13 protein-coding genes and 2 tRNA genes are annotated in these 15,326 nt (G+C 65.4%); 11 read left to right on the forward strand and 4 right to left on the reverse strand.

Annotated features, from left to right (window positions below; translation table 11 throughout):
• Nucleotides 1-91: 91 nt before the first annotated feature.
• The 5 genes from PWP93_RS04560 (at nt 92) to oxlT (ending at nt 5,514) form a co-directional block, all read left to right on the forward strand.
• A complete protein-coding gene (locus PWP93_RS04560; RefSeq protein WP_421043625.1) occupies nt 92-538 on the forward strand; it encodes a PAS domain-containing protein in 447 nt (148 codons plus the stop codon).
• Between the two features lie 66 nt (nt 539-604).
• The gene (locus PWP93_RS04565; RefSeq protein WP_421043626.1) at nt 605-865 is read left to right on the forward strand and encodes a hypothetical protein; all 261 of its coding nucleotides are present in this window, start codon (nt 605-607) and stop codon (nt 863-865) included.
• 212 nt (nt 866-1,077) lie between these two features.
• Nucleotides 1,078-2,667 carry a Re/Si-specific NAD(P)(+) transhydrogenase subunit alpha gene (locus PWP93_RS04570; protein ID WP_421043627.1) on the forward strand — a complete coding sequence of 530 codons (1,590 nt, stop codon included), beginning with the start codon at nt 1,078-1,080 and terminating at the stop codon, nt 2,665-2,667.
• A 12-nt stretch (nt 2,668-2,679) separates the two neighbouring features.
• Nucleotides 2,680-4,074, forward strand: coding sequence for an NAD(P)(+) transhydrogenase (Re/Si-specific) subunit beta (locus PWP93_RS04575; RefSeq protein WP_421043628.1), 1,395 nt, complete (start codon nt 2,680-2,682; stop codon nt 4,072-4,074).
• Nucleotides 4,075-4,188: 114 nt separating this feature from the next.
• Nucleotides 4,189-5,514 carry an oxalate/formate MFS antiporter gene (gene oxlT / locus PWP93_RS04580; protein ID WP_421043629.1) on the forward strand — a complete coding sequence of 442 codons (1,326 nt, stop codon included), beginning with the start codon at nt 4,189-4,191 and terminating at the stop codon, nt 5,512-5,514.
• A gap of 8 nt (nt 5,515-5,522) precedes the next feature.
• On the opposite strand, the gene PWP93_RS04585 is transcribed toward oxlT, so the two are convergent.
• Nucleotides 5,523-5,849, reverse strand: coding sequence for a hypothetical protein (locus PWP93_RS04585; protein ID WP_421043630.1), 327 nt, complete (start codon nt 5,847-5,849; stop codon nt 5,523-5,525).
• Nucleotides 5,850-6,075: 226 nt separating this feature from the next.
• Between PWP93_RS04585 and PWP93_RS04590 the strand changes: the two genes are divergently transcribed.
• Together PWP93_RS04590 and PWP93_RS04595 are read left to right on the forward strand one after the other, a co-directional pair.
• Nucleotides 6,076-7,173: a type IV toxin-antitoxin system AbiEi family antitoxin gene (locus tag PWP93_RS04590; protein ID WP_421043631.1), complete on the forward strand. Its 1,098-nt coding sequence runs from the start codon at nt 6,076-6,078 to the stop codon at nt 7,171-7,173.
• A complete protein-coding gene (locus tag PWP93_RS04595) occupies nt 7,154-8,017 on the forward strand; it encodes a nucleotidyl transferase AbiEii/AbiGii toxin family protein (protein WP_421043632.1) in 864 nt (287 codons plus the stop codon). The genes PWP93_RS04590 and PWP93_RS04595 overlap by 20 nt, the downstream gene beginning before the upstream one ends.
• A gap of 107 nt (nt 8,018-8,124) precedes the next feature.
• On the opposite strand, the gene PWP93_RS04600 is transcribed toward PWP93_RS04595, so the two are convergent.
• Both PWP93_RS04600 and PWP93_RS04605 read right to left on the reverse strand, forming a co-directional pair.
• Nucleotides 8,125-8,211, reverse strand: a tRNA-Leu gene (locus PWP93_RS04600).
• A gap of 199 nt (nt 8,212-8,410) precedes the next feature.
• Nucleotides 8,411-8,497, reverse strand: a tRNA-Leu gene (locus tag PWP93_RS04605).
• Between the two features lie 235 nt (nt 8,498-8,732).
• On the opposite strand from PWP93_RS04605, the gene rnr reads away from it, so the two are divergent.
• The 4 genes from rnr to rpiA all read left to right on the forward strand — a co-directional run bounded on the left by rnr (nt 8,733) and on the right by rpiA (nt 14,078).
• The gene (rnr, locus tag PWP93_RS04610; RefSeq protein ID WP_421043633.1) at nt 8,733-11,300 is read left to right on the forward strand and encodes a ribonuclease R; all 2,568 of its coding nucleotides are present in this window, start codon (nt 8,733-8,735) and stop codon (nt 11,298-11,300) included.
• Between the two features lie 271 nt (nt 11,301-11,571).
• Nucleotides 11,572-12,315, forward strand: coding sequence for a 23S rRNA (guanosine(2251)-2'-O)-methyltransferase RlmB (rlmB, locus tag PWP93_RS04615; RefSeq protein ID WP_421043634.1), 744 nt, complete (start codon nt 11,572-11,574; stop codon nt 12,313-12,315).
• Between the two features lie 12 nt (nt 12,316-12,327).
• Nucleotides 12,328-13,245: an N-acetylmuramoyl-L-alanine amidase gene (locus tag PWP93_RS04620; RefSeq protein WP_421043635.1), complete on the forward strand. Its 918-nt coding sequence runs from the start codon at nt 12,328-12,330 to the stop codon at nt 13,243-13,245.
• A gap of 137 nt (nt 13,246-13,382) precedes the next feature.
• Nucleotides 13,383-14,078, forward strand: a complete 696-nt coding sequence (gene rpiA / locus PWP93_RS04625) for a ribose-5-phosphate isomerase RpiA (protein WP_421043636.1) — start codon at nt 13,383-13,385, stop codon at nt 14,076-14,078.
• 180 nt (nt 14,079-14,258) lie between these two features.
• On the opposite strand, the gene PWP93_RS04630 is transcribed toward rpiA, so the two are convergent.
• Nucleotides 14,259-14,993, reverse strand: a complete 735-nt coding sequence (locus tag PWP93_RS04630) for a Crp/Fnr family transcriptional regulator (RefSeq protein ID WP_421024141.1) — start codon at nt 14,991-14,993, stop codon at nt 14,259-14,261.
• Between the last annotated feature and the right edge of the window lie 333 nt (nt 14,994-15,326).

Raw genomic sequence — 15,326 nt, forward strand, 5'->3', positions numbered from 1 at the left:
CAGCGGAGCGCGGCGCGCGCATGAGGGGCGTGCGCGCCGCGCTCCGGCGACTCAACCCTTTCCCCACTTAGCTCCTATCAGGTCAAGCACCATGTCAACCGCCATCGATTTCGCCCAGCTTGCCGACGCTATCGGCGACGCCATCGTCATCTCGGACGCCGCCGGCGACATCACGTACTGGAATCCCGCCGCTACGCGCATGTTCGGCTATACGCGCGAGGAGGCGCTTGGCAAGACGCTCGATCTGATCATTCCCGAGCGGCTGCGCGGCCGTCACTGGGACGGTTATCACAAGACGATGGCGTCGGGGCAGACGCGCTACGGCAACGACGTGCTGCGCGTGCCCGCCGTCGACAAGGACGGTCGCGCGCTGTCGATCGCGTTTACCGTCGCGTTGCTGCACGGCCAGCAAGGCGAGATCACGGGCATCGTCGCCGTGATTCGCGACGAGACCGCGCGCTTCCAGGAAGAGCGCAATCTGCGCAAGCGCATTACCGAGCTCGAAGCCCAAGCCCAGACCCAGGCGCAGCAGTCCTGAGCCAGTGAGCCAGCCTGCGGGCTGGCCGTATATCGCCCGACCTCAAGGTTCGCACGGAGCGCTTCGATGCATACGGAAAAACTCGGTCATTACGAGGTCGAACTCTCGGCCCGTCAATTCATACACAACGGTGGCTGGGCGGCGTTCGCCGCTATCCACGATCCGCACGGCGGGCGCGGCGAACAAACGGGGTGCGCCGCCGTGCTCCCCGAGCAGCGAGTCGCCGACGAGACCGTTTTCGCCAGTGAGGCCGCCGCCATAGCAGGCGCCCGCAAGGCGGCGCTTGCAATGCTCGGCTATCTCGAGACAGTCAATCCGCCGCGCTAGCGGTCCGGCTACACGTGAAGACGCGTAACAACGCATAGGGACGCACAGCGAGGCGGCGCGCCGCGCAGGCAGCGGCGCGCGCCAGGAATTCCAACATCCAGCAGGAGACGTTTCATGACGACATGGCCACGCCCTCGGCGCGCCAGGGGACTTTGCGCGCCGCCGCATCGCCGCGCCGGTATTTGCGCTTCATTCGTGCGCGGAGGTTCGCCATGGCAATGACCATTGCGGTGCCCCGCGAAATATTCGAAAACGAACGCCGCGTGGCGGCCACGCCGGAAAGCGTCGCACAACTGATCAAGCTTGGCTACGAGATCGAGATCGAGGCGGGCGCGGGCGAGCTCGCTTCGTATAGCGACGAAGCGTATCGCGCGGCCGGTGCATGCGTTGTCGACGATCCGCTCGAACTGTGGTCCAACGCCGACATCGTGTTCAAGGTGCGCCCGCCGTCGCTCGAAGAGGCGCAGCGCCTGAAGACCGGCGCGACGCTCATCAGTTTCATCTGGCCCGCGCAGAGCGGGGCGCTGCTCGAGGTGCTCGCCACGCGCGGCGTGACGGTGCTCGCGATGGACTGCGTGCCGCGCATCTCTCGCGCGCAAAAGCTCGACGCGCTGAGCTCGATGGCGAACATGGCCGGTTATCGCGCCGTGATCGAGGCCGCGCAGCATTTCGGGCGCATTTTCACCGGGCAGATCACGGCGGCGGGCAAGATGCCGCCCGCCAAGGTGCTCGTGATCGGCGCGGGTGTGGCCGGTCTCGCGGCCATCGGCGCAGCGCGCGGGCTTGGGGCCATCGTGCGCGCATTCGATACGCGGCCCGAGGTCGGGCAGCAGATCGAGAGCATGGGCGCCGAGTTCCTGAGCGTGGACGTGGAGGAGGAAGGCGGCGGCGGTGGCGGCTACGCGAAGGTGATGAGCGCGAAGTTCATCGAAGCCGAGATGGCGCTGTTCAAGGCCCAGGCGAGCGAGGTGGACATCATCGTCACGACCGCGCTGATCCCGGGCAAGCCCGCACCGTGCCTGATCGACGAAGAGATGGTCGCGTGCATGCGCGCGGGCAGCGTGATCGTCGATATGGCTGCGGAGCAGGGCGGCAATTGCGCGCTCACGCGCGCGGGCGAAGTGGTGCATGCGCATGGCGTGACGTTGATCGGCTATACCGATCTGCCGAGCCGCATGGCGAATCAGTCGAGCCAGCTCTATGCGACGAACCTGCGCCATCTGCTGACCGATCTCACGCCTCTTAAGGATGGCGAACTAAAGCTCGACATGGACGATGTCGTGCAGCGGGGCACCACGGTCATGGAGCAGGGCAAGCTCTGCTGGCCCGCGCCGCCGGTGCCGACGGCGGCTGTCGCGCCGGCCGCGCAAGCCGCGTCGGCCGCGAACGGGGCGAAGCCCGTGCAGCAGGCGCACGGTGCGGCTGGATCGGCTGCCGCCGAAACGCGTAGCCGCAGGGCATGGCCGCTGGTCATGCTGGTGCTGGCGGCCGTGGCGTTGCTCGCTCTCGGCGCGGTGGCGCCGAGCGCGTTCGTGGCGCATTTCACGGTGTTCGTACTGGCCGTTTTCGTGGGCTATCAGGTGGTCTGGAATGTGACGCCGGCGCTGCACACGCCGCTCATGAGCGTGACCAACGCCATCAGCGGGATCATCGTGATCGGCGCGCTGCTGCATCCCAATGGCGCGGATACGGCGATGGTCGTGAAAGTGCTCGCGGGCGTCGCGCTGCTGGTTGCGACGATCAACATTGCAGGCGGGTTCCTCGTGACCCAGCGCATGCTGAAAATGTTTCAACGGACCTGAGGAGGCGACGTCATGCTTAGTGGAATCGGCAATATGGCGTGGCTCGGTTCGGCCACGCTCTTCATTCTCAGCCTGCGCGGGCTGAGTCATCCGGCTAGCGCCCGGCGAGGCAATCTTTTCGGCATCTGCGGGATGGCGATCGCGGTCATTGCGACGCTACTCGTCACGGGCGGGGCGGGGCTCGAAGTAGCGCTCGGCGCGGCGCTGGTGGGCGGCGGCATCGGCGCCGTGCTGGCCAGACGCGTGGAAATGACGCAAATGCCGCAACTCGTGGCCGTGCTGCACAGCTTCGTCGGCCTTGCGGCGACGCTCATCGCGGTCGCGAGCTTTCTCTCGCCGGCCGCCGCCGCGAGCGCCGTCGAGCGAGGAATTCACGACACCGAGATCTATATCGGCGCGTTCATCGGCACCGTAACGTTCAGCGGTTCGATCGTGGCGTTTCTCAAGCTGCAGGGCACGGTGGGCGGCAAGCCGCTCGTGCTGCCCGGCCGGCATCTGATGAACGCGGTGGCGCTCGCGGTTTGCATCGGGCTTGGGCTTGTCTTCGTGGGCGCACCGGAGGGCCCGAATGCGCTCCCCGCGCTCATCTCGATGTGCGCGATTGCGGCGGTGCTGGGCGTGCATCTCGTGATGGCGATCGGCGGCGCGGACATGCCCGTAGTGGTGTCCATGCTCAACAGCTATTCGGGCTGGGCGGCCGCGGCGACCGGCTTCATGCTCGATAACGACCTGCTGGTGACGACCGGCGCGCTGGTGGGCTCGAGCGGCGCGATCCTCAGCTACATCATGTGCCGCGCGATGAACCGCAGCTTCGTCTCGGTGATTCTCGGCGGTTTTGGTGCCGTGGCCAGCACGTCGAGCGCCGCGCCGCAGGGCGAAGTGGTGGCGACTTCCGTGGACGAAGTGGGCGCGCTGCTGCGCGATGCCGCCGAGGTCGTGATCGTGCCCGGTTATGGCATGGCCGTTGCCCAGGCGCAAAGCACGATCAGCGAAATCACGCGCAGGCTGCGTGCGCAGGGCGTACGGGTGCGTTTTGGCATCCATCCAGTTGCCGGGCGCTTGCCGGGCCATATGAACGTGCTGCTCGCCGAGGCGAAGGTGCCCTACGACATCGTGCTCGAAATGGACGAAATCAACGAGGACTTCACGAATACCGACGTCGTGCTCGTGATCGGCGCGAACGATATCGTCAATCCGGGCGCGCAGGAGGATGCGGGCAGCCCGATCGCCGGGATGCCGGTGCTCGAGGTGTGGAAGGCGCGCACCGTTGTGGTTTCCAAGCGCAGCATGGCGACGGGCTACGCGGGCGTCGACAATCCGCTCTTTTATAAGGAGAACACCCGAATGCTGTTCGGCGACGCAAAGGGTAGTGTCGATGCATTGCTCAGGCAGCTAGAAACGGCCTGATGCAGGAGTAGCGCGCGGGGCGGCGAGACCCGGGTAAACCCGGGCAAGACCGCGCTGCGCGCGAGACCGCCGGATCCGGCGGCTCATCAATGCAATGTACGGAGAGAGACAAACGTGGCACAAACCGATCGCATCGACGCCCCTTATACGGCGCGGCGGCACAACCGCTGGGTGCAACTCGCGGCCGGTGTAGCCTGCATGGGGCTAGTCGCCAATCTGCAGTATGCGTGGACATTGTTCGTAGTGCCGATGGATTCGAAGCACCACTGGGGGCAGGCCGCCATTCAGCTCGCGTTCTCGCTGTTCATCGTGACGGAGACGTGGCTCGTTCCCGTGGAGGGCTGGCTCGTGGACCGCTTCGGCCCGCGCCCGGTCGTGATGGGCGGCGCGTGCTGCGTGGCGCTCGGCTGGATGCTCGACGCGTGGGCGCCGGCGCTGCCGGTGCTCTATGTGGCGGCGGTGATTTCGGGCATCGGTGCGGGATGCGTGTACGGCACGTGCGTGGGCACGGCGCTCAAATGGTTTCCGGACCGGCGCGGGCTCGCTGCGGGCACGACGGCGGCGGGTTTTGGCGCGGGCGCGGCGCTCACCGTCATTCCGATCGCGCGCATGATCCAGCATTCGGGCTACGAGACGGCCTTCGTTTTTTTCGGTTTGCTGCAGGGCGTGTGCATCATGGCGCTCGCGCTCGTGATGGTGCGCCCGAAGCCGCCCGCGCATGCGGCCGGCGTGCAGCGCGTGGTGGCCACGAAGACCGACTACACGACGCGGCAGATGATCCGCGCGCCGCTGTTCTGGGTGATGTACGCGATGTTCGTGTGCGTGGCCACGGGCGGCATCATCGCGACCGCGCAGATCGGGCCGATCGCCAAATCGTACGGTTTCGCCTCGATGCCGGTGGCGTTCATGAGCATGACGCTGCCGCTGCTGACAATGACACTGTCGATCAACAATCTCTGCAACGGCTTCACGCGGCCGCTGTGCGGGCTCATTTCGGACCGGATCGGGCGTGAGAACACGATGTTCATCACTTTCATCGGCGAAGGGCTCGCGTTGCTCGGCCTGCGCTACTTCGGCCACGACCCGTATCTCTTCATCCTGTTTTCGGGGCTCGTGTTCCTGTTTTACGGCGACATCTTCTCGAACTTCCCGGCAACCTGCGCGGACACCTTCGGCGCGCGCGACGCGGCGGGCAACGCCGGCACGCTCTATACGGCCAAGGGGACTGCCGCGCTGATGGTGCCGGTGGCCACGCTGCTCGCGGTGCACGGCGGCTGGAACATGGTGTTCGAATTCGCGGCGTGTATCGCGATGATGGCGGGGGTGTGCGCGAAGGTGGTGTTGCAACCGATGCGGCGGCGCTGGATCTTCCAGTCGGCCAAGCCTGCGGGGCATGTCGAAACAGCGTTCGTCCGCAATCCGCTGGGTACGGGCGAGTAGTTAAATCGTTATCGGGGCGGGCGGCGCGCGCTATCCGGATGAGGGGCTTCGCACCCCTGCGCGCCGCCGCCCGGGTGCGTGCGCAGCCTGCGCATGAGCGCCGCCGCTGGCAGCGCACGTACGCGTGCGCGGCGCACCCGGCGGGCATCGGTGTGTGCCTGCATGCGGGGCAGCTCGGGCGCCTCTTCGGTGTCGTCCGTCGTGGATAACGCCGCGTAGCGTCCTTCGGTCTGGCCGCGCTCGATCCACTCGGCTGGCAATCGGGTCGCGATCAACCACGTCACTGCGGCGCCGAAGCCCATGGCGACGATCGCGGCGATAACGACGATTTCCATTCCTTCTCCCTGTCGCGGGCGTGATCTCGTGCCGACGATGCGCCTCAGGCATCCCCGGGTTTCTGGTCAATGTATACCATTAAACATAACGAGATGTTTCAGGGTGACGCGCGTTCGTTCAATCATGGATGTTGTTCATGAAGTATGAACGGAGGAAAAAATTGAACATCTCGTGGTTTCTGTTCATAATGCTGGCGTGTTCATTGTTTTTGAACAAGCGAGATTTATGAACGACGGCAACCAGCATGGTCTCCCGAATTTTGATCGTCCAACCGAGGCGCTGCTCAGGCGGCTCGTCAACGGGGCCACCGGGCGTCTGGGTATTCCGCTGCGGGTAATCGACTTCGGCCCGACAGCCCGCAGCGCTGCGCCGGCCAGAGAAGTGAAGGTTACGCTGGAGGTGAACGGCGCTCCGCAACCCTACATGCTCGCTGCTCGCACCCGGATACGAACGCGGGAGGAGGTGAGGACCGTCGTGGCCCAAAGTGCCACTGCCGATCTTCCGATCCTTCTGGCCACTTCCTGGCTGACGCCTGCATTAGCGGACGAGTGCGTCGAACAAGGCCTGCAGTTCATCGACCTCGTCGGTAATCTTTATGTGCGTGGTCCCGGCCAGTACATTCTCGTCACAGGCCGGCCGGCGAATCCGGACATCAGGCGTTTCGTCTCGAGATCAGGAAAACCTGCGATCTCCGCGAGTGCTTCCGCGCTCAAGATGATTTTTGTGTTGCTTTCCGCTCCGGAACTCATCAACCGTCCATACCGGGAAATCGCGTCGTCGGCAGGGGTGGCGCTTGGCACGGTCGGCGGCGTGTTCGATGACCTGCGTGAACGCGGCTTGCTGGCCGGCACGGAGGACCGGCGATTGCTCGATCCTGACGCGCTGAGGGAAGAGTGGACGATCAATTATCCGCTGCGCCTGCTGCCGAAGCTCAGCGTACAACGGTTTGCGGTCGATGATCCTTCGTGGTGGCAGCGCGCGGAACTTCCTGCCGGGCAAGCCTGGTGGAGTGGAGAAGTCGCTGCCGCCAAACTGACCGGACAGCTTCGGCCGGCCTCGCAGACACTATATGTCGAACCGGCAGCGAGACCGGCTGTCATGATGGCGCTGGCGAAGCAACACCGCTTGCGTGCCGATCCCGCGGGCAGCCTGGAAATTGTCGATGCCTTCTGGCATCTCGACGACGCACGGACGGCGCAGCTGACGGCGCCGCTTTTGCTCGTGTACGCGGATCTCCTGCGCACGAGAGAGCCCCGTAATGCGGAGGCAGCGGCGTTGATTCGCGATCAATGGAGCGGGGCGAATGACGGTCGTATATCTTAAGACGCCACTCCCGGCGGGAAAGCAGACAGTGTTGTCGGCCATGGATCGCGTGGCGCGGCTGTCGAACCTGCAGTACTTCGTTGTCGGTGCGACTGCGAGGGATATTCTGATGTACCACCTGCATGGATTCCCGCTCAACCGCGCCAGTCCCGACATCGATTTCGCAATGGCCATCGAGAGTTGGCCTGCATTCGAAGCGTTGCGAACCGCGCTGCTTGGGGAGCCGGCGTTCCGCCCGGACGGGAAGATTGTGCATCGGCTTCATTATTCGCCGCCGGTTGGCGAAGGCTTTCCGGTGGATCTGGTCCCGTTCGGCGGTGTCGAGATCTCTCCGTCGCAAGTGGCGTGGCCGCCGGACATGGCAATTGTGATGAACGTGGCGGGCTACGCCGAAGCGCTGGATAGCGCGGTGACCGTGCGCATTGCGGACCGATGCGAGATTCGCGTTGCGTCGATACCGGGTCTCGTGATGACGAAGCTGATCGCGTGGCTGGACCGTGGGCAGTCCAATCCGAAAGACGCGGTGGATTTCCGGTATCTGCTCGAAAACTATGCGACTGCCGGCAACGCCGACAGGCTTTATGGGGAGGAGTTGCCGCTACTGGCGGCTTGCGATTATGCGTTCGAGCGCGCTGGTCCGAGATTGCTCGGAATGGATATCGCGTCCATCGCGTCGGCGCGAAGCAGGCAACAGATCGCCCGCATTCTGGCCGATCCCGAACTGCACGATAGGCTGGTCATGCATATGCTGCGGGGCGGCGCTCACTCCGGAGATCCAGTACCGGCGATCGAGAGCAGCCTTGTTGAATTCAGGATCGGGCTGCTGGATTGGCCGGGGCCGTGATTGCCTTGCCGTACTGATCGCCGATAGCGGGCGCGTTTCAGTCGCGCAAAAACAAAAAAGCCCGCAATTTGCGGGCTTTTTCGATGAAGCCGTGACTTGAAGAAGCGTGGTGCCCAGGAGAGGACTCGAACCTCCACAGTGTTGCCACCGCCAGGACCTGAACCTGGTGCGTCTACCAATTCCGCCACCTGGGCACGTCTTCAAGCTAGACAGCGATTATAGCGTGTTCGCGGACCCTGTCAACCAATGTTTTCAAAAAATCTTCACATCGCGAAAGATCTGCATCTGCGCGGGAAGCCGCGAAACATTCGGCGCAGCATGCTGCGGCTCTCACCGCCAGCGGAGCCGCACGGAAACGAAAAAAGCCGGCATAAAGCCGGCTTTTCTGAATCTTGGTGCCCAAGAGAGGACTCGAACCTCCACAGTGTTGCCACCGCCAGGACCTGAACCTGGTGCGTCTACCAATTCCGCCACCTGGGCAAGGTGTCGCTTACTACTTGCTGCTGCGCTTGTCGTGCAGCAGAGAACGAGATTCTAGCGTGTCTGCAGGACCTGTCAAGGCCCTTTTGAGAAAATCCGAGAAAAAAGTGCCGCGTCGGCGCTGGCCGTGAGTCCGGCGCGCGAGGCGCGTGCAGCGGGCGTCCGCAAGCTTCCACGCTGAATTGCCGGGCGCGGCTCGGGTGTTAGAATGCCTCGCAGCAAGACCGGGCGCGGCATGATTTCCCGTGTCCGCGCACTATCCGATGTCCACGCCACGAGAACAACCATCGATAAGCCCTTGAGCAAATATCCCTATCCGATTCCCAGCCGCGAGGAGATTCTCGGCGTGCTGCGGACCAGCGAATCGCCCTGTACCGCGAACGATATCGCCGAGGCTCTCGCCATCAAGCGCCAGGAGCGTGAAGGGTTTTTCAGGCGGCTCGCCGCGATGGAGCGCGACGGGCAGATCCGGCTCGATTCGCGCGGCCATTATCAGCTTGCGCATCCTTCCAACTTCGTTGCGGGCCGTGTTCAGGGCCATCGTGACGGCTACGGCTTCCTCGTGCGCGACGACGGCCAGGACGACCTGTTCCTGCCGCAAGGCGAGATGCAGAAGGTCATGCACAACGACCGCGTGCTCGCGCGCATCGTCGGCTATGACCGCCGCGGGCGTCCGGAAGGGCATATCGTCGAGGTCACGGACCGCGCGAACCGCAGCGTGATCGGGCGGCTGCTCAATGAAAACGGCGCGCTCATCGTCGCGCCCGAAGACAAGCGCATCGGCCACGACATTCTCGTCACGCAAAATGCGAAGAAGGCCAAGGTCGGGCAAGTAGTGGTCGTCGAACTCACCGACTTCCCGAGCCGCCACTCGCAGCCGCTCGGCCGCGTGCTGGAAGTGCTCGGCGACATCGACGATCCCGGCATGGAGATCGAGATCGCCGTGCGCAAGTACGGCGTGCCGCACGAGTTCAGCAAGCCCGCGCTCGATGAGGCCGCGAAGCTGCCCGATGCCGTGCGTCCCGCCGATATCCGATATCGCATCGATTTGCGCGACGTGCCGCTCGTCACCATCGACGGCGAAGATGCGCGCGACTTCGACGACGCCGTTTACTGCGAACCGATGAAGGTCGGGCGCGGCGACGGCTTCCGCTTGCTCGTGGCCATCGCCGACGTCTCGCACTATGTGCAGCCGGGCGGCGGGCTCGATGTGGACGCCATCGAGCGCAGCACCTCGGTGTACTTCCCGCGCCGCGTGATTCCGATGTTGCCGGAGAAGCTCTCGAATGGCCTTTGCTCGCTCAATCCGCATGTGGACCGCTGCGTGCTCGTGTGCGATATGGTCATCACCGCTCGCGGCGAGATCAAGGCGTATCAGTTCTACCCGGGTGTGATGCATTCGGCGGCGCGCCTCACGTATACCGAGGTCGCCGCGGTGCTCAAGAACACCAAGGGGCCGGAGGCGACGCGGCGCGCCGCGCTGATGCCGCATCTGCAGAACCTCTACGGCGTCTACAAGGCGCTTTTCGCGGCGCGCCAGAAGCGCGGCGCGATCGACTTCGACACGACCGAGACCTATATCGTCTGCAACGCGCAGGGCAAGATCGAGCAGATCGTGCCGCGCCAGCGCAACGACGCGCACAAGCTGATCGAAGAGTGCATGCTTGCGGCCAACGTTTGCGCGGCGGACTTCATGAAGCGCAACAAGCATCCGGGCCTGTACCGGGTGCACGCGGGGCCGAGCGCGGAAAAGCTCGAGAACCTGCGCACCTTCCTGCGCGGCATGGGTCTTTCGCTGGGCGGCGGCGACACGCCTCACGCGAGCGACTATGCGGCGCTGATGGCGCACATCCGCGACCGGCCCGATGCGCAGATGCTGCAAACGATGCTGCTGCGCTCGATGCAGCAGGCCGTCTACAGCCCGGACAACATCGGCCACTTCGGCCTCGCTTACGAGGCCTACGCGCACTTCACGAGCCCGATCCGCCGCTATCCCGACCTGCTCACGCACCGCTCGATCTACGCGATCCTGCAGGGCAAGAAGTATCAGCCGGCGGCGCCCGAAGGCGTCGAGCTCAACACGGCCCTTTCGCCGCGCGCCCGCGCGATGCAGGCCGAGGACGAGGCGAAGCGCGGCAAGCGTGCACGCGGCGCGAATACGGCAATCTGGGAAGAGCTCGGCTTGCACTGCTCGGCCAACGAGCGCCGTGCCGATGAAGCCTCGCGCGACGTCGAGGCGTGGCTCAAGTGCTACTTCATGCGCGACAAGCTCGGCGAGGAATATGGCGGCATGGTGAGCGGCGTGACGTCGTTCGGCATTTTCGTGCAGCTCGATTCGCTGTTCATCGAAGGTCTCGTGCATGTGACGGAACTGGGCTCGGACTATTTCCAGTACGACGACATCAAGAACGAGCTGCGCGGCGAGCGCACCGGCATCCGCTACCGTCTTTCGGACCGCGTGCGCGTGCAGGTGAGCCGCGTCGATCTCGATGCGCGCAAGATCGATTTCCGTCTCGTGCGCGATACGCCGGTCAAGCCCGCTCTGAATCGCGGCGGGCAAGGCCAGCAGGAACGTGGCGGGCCGCAGGAGGGCGGTCCGCGCGTGCGTTCGCTGCCGCAGGGCATGGGCGGTCAAGGCGGCCAGGGTGGCCAGAGCGGCGACGTCCGGCGCAAGAAGGCCGCGCCGGCGCAGAGCGCGGCCGTGAAGGAAGCGCGCGCGGCGCGCAGCGCGGCGAAGACCGCGAAGAAGCGCGCGGCGTCGAAGTCGGCGGCGAAGAAGCCGGTATCGCGCAAGAAGCGCTAAAGCCGGGCTGCGCGCGAGGCGTGCAGCATCGGCAGCAACCATGCGCCGCGCTGCGAATGCCGCGCGGCGCGCGCACGTTTAACAGTCACGCCGGGCCTTGCGCCGAGGCGGCCATCTAGACGGCCATCGACGCAGGCAGGGCGTACCCGGACCGCGCGTCGGCCGGCAGAATCACAGTCGTTCGCGGCACGAGGCTCGCAATGCGAGACTCAAGGCACGAGGCCGCAGGTCCTGTGCGCCGCGAACCGTTCATCAGGGGTTGTATCCAGTCATGTCACGTCTCAAGGTTCTTTACGGGTTTCATGCGGTGACCGCACGCTTGCGGCACGACGCGTCCACGGTCGAGGATGTCTATTACGACACGACGCGGCGTGACCGCCGCATGCAGGATTTCCTGCACGCCGCAAAGGAAGCGGGCGTGCGCATCATCGCCGCGGACGAGACGCGCCTGTGGGGGCTCGCTCGCACGGAGCGCCATCAGGGCGTGGTCGCGCGCGTGCACGATCTGCCGCTCGCGCAGAACCTGGCCGAGCTGCTCGACGGCATCCAGGGCTCGCCGCTGCTGCTCGTGCTCGACGGCGTGACCGATCCGCACAACCTCGGCGCATGTCTGCGCGTGGCCGATGCAGCCGGCGCGCACGCCGTGATCGCGCCGCGCGACCGCGCCGTGGGCCTGAACGCCACCGCTGCGAAGGTTGCGAGCGGCGCGGCCGATACGATTCCGTATATCACCGTCACGAACCTTGCGCGCGCGCTGCGCGAGCTGAAGGACGCCGGCGTATGGGTGGTCGGCACAGCGGGCGACGCGAGCGCGAGCCTGTACGAGACGAAGCTCGACGGCCCCGTCGCGCTTGTGATGGGTGCCGAAGGCGAGGGCATGCGCCGCCTCACGCGCGAAACCTGCGACGAGGTCATGCACATTCCGATGGCGGGCACGGTCGAGAGCCTGAACGTTTCCGTTGCTTCGGGCGTGTGCCTGTTCGAGGCGGTGCGTCAACGTTCGGTCGCGCGCTGACGCGTGCCGCGCATGCGCTTCCTGCGCAAGTCGAGACTCGGCGTGGCGGCGTTCGCGGCGCTTGCGCTCGCCGCGTGCGCGCCCGCCACGATGGTCGATCGCGGCGGCTACGTCGCCGACACGCAATATCACGCGCGCAGCGCGGACTCGCGCATCCGCTTCCTCGTGGAGCACTATACGCAGGGCGATGAACCCACCGCGCTCGAAGAGCTGACGCGCGAGAACGTGAGTGCCCATTACCTCGTTCCCGTGCATCCGCCGCTGCGCGACGGCAAGCCCGTCGTGCTGCAACTCGTGCCCGAAGTACAGCGCGCCTGGCATGCGGGCGCGAGCGAATGGCAGGGCACGACCGAGCTCAACGCGGCTTCGATCGGCATCGAAAACGTCAATTCGGGGCCGCTCACAGACTCGCAAGCCACGTCGCAAGCCACGCCGGAAGAGTCGCCGCCACGCGAGTGGGCGCCCTGGCCACCCGAGCAGGTCGCGGCGATCATCGCGCTCTCGAAGGACATCGTCGCGCGCTACGGCATTGCACCCACGCGCGTGGTGGGCCATAGCGATATCGCTCCTCAGCGCAAGATCGATCCGGGCCCGCTGTTCCCGTGGAAGCCGCTTTACGAGGCGGGCGTGGGCGCATGGCCCGACGATGCGACCGTGAAGGCCGAGCTCGCGGGCCGCGCCCCCGACGCGCCGGCCGACGTGCTCGGCCTGCAGACAAAGCTTGCGCGCTATGGCTACGAGGTCGCAACCGACGGCGTGCTCGACGCGCGCACGCGGCGCGTGTTCGCGGCCTTCCAGATGCACTTCCGGCCACGCGACTACTCGGGCACGCCCGACGCGGAAACCGATGCGATCGCGCAGGCGCTGCTAGACAAATACGTCGACCGGACGGTACCGGCGCCGGCCGGCGTGAGCGAAACGGCGCCTTGAATGCGCGGCGCGACATGCGTGCGGCGCGCGAGACGTCGTGCATCGGCGCGCAGCGTGCGTGGTCGCCCCAGCGGCGGCACGCAACTCCGGTAAACTATGCGTTTTCCGCGTTTTCCTTCCTCGGGCAGTTCCCCATCATGACTCAAGACGAACTCAAGAAACTGGTCGGCCAGGCCGCCGCAGACTATGTCAACGCGCATGTGCCGGAAGGCGCCGTGATTGGCGTCGGCACCGGCTCGACCGCGAACTGTTTCATCGACGCGCTGGCTGCCAGCAAAGGCCGCTATCGCGGGGCCGTATCGAGCTCGGTCGCGACCACGGCGCGCCTCGAAGCGCACGGCTTCAAGATCTTCGACCTGAACGAGATCGAATTGCTGCCCGTCTATGTGGACGGCGCCGACGAGATCGACGCATCGGGCGCGATGATCAAGGGCGGCGGCGGGGCGCTTACGCGCGAGAAGATCGTCGCGTCGGTGTCGGAGGTGTTCGTGTGTATCGCTGACGCAAGCAAGCGCGTGGACGTGCTCGGCCAGTTCCCGCTGCCCATCGAGGTCGTGCCGATGGCGCGCACGGCCGTCGGGCGCCGCGTGACGGCGCTCGGCGGCGTGCCCGTGCTGCGCGTGCAGACGGACGGCACGCCCTATATCACCGACAACGGCAACGAGATTCTCGATGTGAAGGGCCTGCGCATCGGCGACCCGCGCGCGCTCGAGGCGCAGGTCAACGCATGGCCCGGTGTCGTGACCGTGGGCCTGTTCGCGGCACGCGGCGCCGACCTGTGCCTGCTCGGCGGCGAGTCGGGCGTCGAGCGCATCGACTATCGCAAGGGCTGATCGCCCGAGCGAGCGGCGGCGCGAACACCGCTATGCGGTGCGCGCGCCGTCATGCTCCTGTGCTGCGGGTCCGATAATCGTTCAGGGTTCCTGATGATGTAGCGAGGCGGGCAGGCTGTGCGACCCGAGCCGTCATGACGAGAAAGCGGAGCTGTCTCGTCATGACGTCCAGGGATCGGCTCATTCCACGGTTTCCGCTTGATGAAGGCGCGGCAGCAAGCGGTCGAACTCGCGGCGCACGAGGCCGTAGCACTCGCAGGCGCGGGCTTCGAGGCCCTTGCGGTCGAGCACGCGGATGCGGCCGCGGCTGTGATGGATCAGGCCTTCGTTGTGCAGCTTGCCGGCCGCTTCGGTGATGCCCTCGCGGCGCACGCCAAGCATGTCGGCGATGAGCTGCTGCGTGACCGTCAAGTCGTTCGACGCTACGCGGTCCACTTCGATCAGGAGCCAGCGGCACAGCTGCCTGCTGAGCGAATGATGGCGGTTGCAGGCCGCGGTTTGCGCCACTTGCGTGAGCAGGGCGTGCATGTAGAGCAGCATGAGGCGGCGCAGGAAGTCCGAGCGCGCGAACTGCTGCCGGAGGCTTTGCGCGCTCATGCGATACGCGAAGCCCGTGCATTGCACCTGCACGCGATTGGGCATGGTTTCGCCGCCCGTGAGCACGGGCACGCCGGTCATGCCTTCGCGGCCCACCGCCGCGATCTCCACGGAGCTGCCGTCTTCCATCGTCGAGAGCATGGAGATGATTGCCGTGGTCGGAAAGTAGACGTGGTGAATGCGCTGGCCGGAGTCGCAGAGCAGTTGTTCGGTGCGCAGATGGACAAGTTCGAGATGCGGTGCGAGTGCTTGCCACTCGTGCGACGGCAGTGCTCCGAGCAAATGGTTGCCGTGCAGATCCGATTGAAGGGTCAACATGATTTGGTCCTCGTGCGAAGCGGCTTTCACCGCCCCTTGTCTTTTCATTCCGGTCGTCGAACCGCTTTTTGTATGCCGCTTCCCGTAGCGGCTATTGGCTCGTCGTGCCGGCCCCATAGTCCCGAGTGCGTGCGCTATATCGGCTGTATGCGTCACGCTGTGTGGCGCATCCCACTAAGCAGGGGATGTGCCAGAGCGGCGCAAACCTCGTATGTGTGCGGCTTTGCGGGCACAACGATGTGAGCGCACCCAGGTAACTCGCCGTTTTTGTTTCAAATCTGTACGACGCTTAGGGCGACTCCGGCCGCCGCACGCGCCATTTGTAACTAGATG

The sequence above is a fragment of the Paraburkholderia sp. A1RI-2L genome (assembly GCF_048957375.1).
In the GTDB taxonomy this organism is placed as follows: domain Bacteria; phylum Pseudomonadota; class Gammaproteobacteria; order Burkholderiales; family Burkholderiaceae; genus Paraburkholderia.